A 2,388-nucleotide genomic window follows, 5' to 3' on the forward strand; every position below is an offset into this window, starting at 1 on the left:
TAACAACACGCGCCGCGTCATAGATTTTAGGTATCAAGTCGATAATGATACGGCCTGTCCATTTGATAGCCCGTGCGATGTTGTCAATATATGCAAAGTTAGCAGTATCACCTTTACGCTGTTGTGCAAGAATGGCTCGGCCTGATTTTTCGTTATCTTGTTCGCCAAGTGACGCGCTAAAAATACCTGTCGTTGACTTCATTTCGTCAACGCACATCAAAGCCGCTTCATTTGCGCCCTTATCCACAATACCAGCGTTAATACGGTTAGGTGCAGGTGCGCTAGGCACATCGTTAATCATCAAGTAAGGCATATTTGACGTTAGACTGTCTTGCCAATGTTGCTCAAAACCCTCAATTTGTTTAGCAGTCACTAACACGGGAGCTTTAGGTGCTAAGGCTTTTTGTTCAGTGTCGATTGTTCGCCAGTAGTTGTACATCCGTTGAGGGTCTTTAGCAAACCGTACAAGTCCGCGCAATGTACGCTTGCCGTCAACTAAATCCTCCTTGCCATTAACACCAACAATCGGCAAATACTTACCTGCCCAATCTGTTGTTTCTAATATGCCTGCACCACTCATCATGCAGCACTTAATCTTAGTGATGGTGGTCTCACGCTGATTAACGACATTAAATCCTTGCTGTGGCTTCTCAAGTGTTACCTGTGTGTTGCCTTCAAAATCCTGCACCGCGTAGAGTGTTGCCTTTTCGTCAACCTTATGCCAATACTCAGCAACAATGACTTGGTCTTTATCAACAATCCAATCGCCTGTGAAGTCATCAAAGTTATAGTCTGATTCCTCTTCTTTCGGCCATCTTTGCTTGTAATCATCTTTTGTCATCTTAACCCTGACAGTCACATGACGCGCATCGCTATAGTCTGGCAATTCGCTATTCTTATCAAAATAGACAGCTAACGGGTCAGTGATACGCTCGATACAAATAATCTGATTAAAACTATCTTCGGACTCGTACTCAGTCTTAACACGCCACGCACCGAAGCCAAAGCAAGCGGTATTCTCGACGGCAGTATCATAAGCAAAGTCAGCGTTAGACTCGTTTTGAATTGAGCGAATAAGGCCATCATAAATCGCCGCAATATCTTCATCACCATCTTCGCCAGCATGGACTTTGATAGACGGTTTGTTTTGACGCGCATCACCTACAATCTGGTCAATAAACGCAGGCAAACGGTTAATTGTTTGGATAGGCCGTCCCGACATTTCACGACCTTTGCGGATTAAATCAGGCCATTGGTCGCCCGCTGCAAAGCGTTGGTCATCACGCATTAGCTCACGTTCATCATGTTTAGCGTCAATATCCGCTTTGATGTTGTCGCAATACTGCTTATATAAATCTTGGTCTTTCATGTTGTCGTCTCGACAATAAAATAATTGTTAACCCATCCAGCCGTGTTGAATGTAAGCCTTTTTAATCGGCTTATGTTTTACTGATTCTTTGAACGCTACAGCCATATAACGGAACGCATCGCACCCATGACTAGACCAATCATGCGCGGGAATGTTTCGCCTGTTGCCGTTCTTGTCTGTTTCGTAGTGATAATACTCTAATGCTTTTATGCCTTCTTTGCACTTATTTTCATCTATCCATACATTCGGCATTGCCATTCTGACAGCGTTAATGCCGTTATCAATGCCTATCTGTGGCACTATCTCGACGCGCAAGCCAAAGCCCTCGACAATCTCTTGAATGGTTTTGCCTGTAGCTAGGTTCGCATGACGGCCGTCATGTGGCAGATAGTGACGCTCATAAACATAAGGCTTGGCTTGAATGAGTTTAACGTAGTGGTCGATTGACTTGCGATTGTCTTCAATGTAATCAATAACGCGGTACTGCATCGCTACCATTTGCACAAACCATATCGCGGTAGAGTCACCAAAACCCAAATCCCAAAACGTGTACACTGGTTTGGATGGTTCGTAAGGCACGTTAGATATGCGACCATCAAGCCGCATCTTTTGCATTTCGTCCTTATAAACAGCACCATCTAAAACCTTGAGACAATGACCTTCCCATACCCACAAATACTTGTCTAAATCCCTCTCTTTTAAGTCGTTTTTCTCATCAATCAATTCTTGTGATATGTATTTGTTATCCGTCCAATTCATTTTAACAGCGACACAATTTGCAGGCGGATTGCTTACAAACCTGACGTATGTTGCATCATCATCAAACTTCGGGTTAAAACTAATCCAAATCTCGCTATTGGCTTTTCTGATTGTCGGTACAAGCACGTCCCATGACATATCGCTAATTGCCTCAGCTTCCTCAGCCCAACAAATATCAATGCCCTCCATTGACTTGATTTTAGTGATGTTGTGCTTGATGCCCTCGAATATAAACTCTGTGCCGTTTATTCTGCTAAAAA

Annotated in this window: 2 protein-coding genes; both read right to left on the minus strand. The window is 43.6% G+C overall.

Going from position 1 to position 2,388, the window contains the following annotated elements:
• A partial coding sequence (locus Q0212_RS00825) for a portal protein (RefSeq protein ID WP_297920777.1) occupies positions 1-1,369 on the minus strand: 1,369 nt, incomplete at its 3' end.
• A 27-nt stretch (positions 1,370-1,396) separates the two neighbouring features.
• On the minus strand, positions 1,397-2,388 hold a 992-nt coding region (locus Q0212_RS00830), incomplete at its 5' end, for a PBSX family phage terminase large subunit (RefSeq protein ID WP_297920779.1).

The organism is uncultured Agitococcus sp., from assembly GCF_937920075.1.
Lineage (GTDB): Bacteria > Pseudomonadota > Gammaproteobacteria > Pseudomonadales > Moraxellaceae > Agitococcus.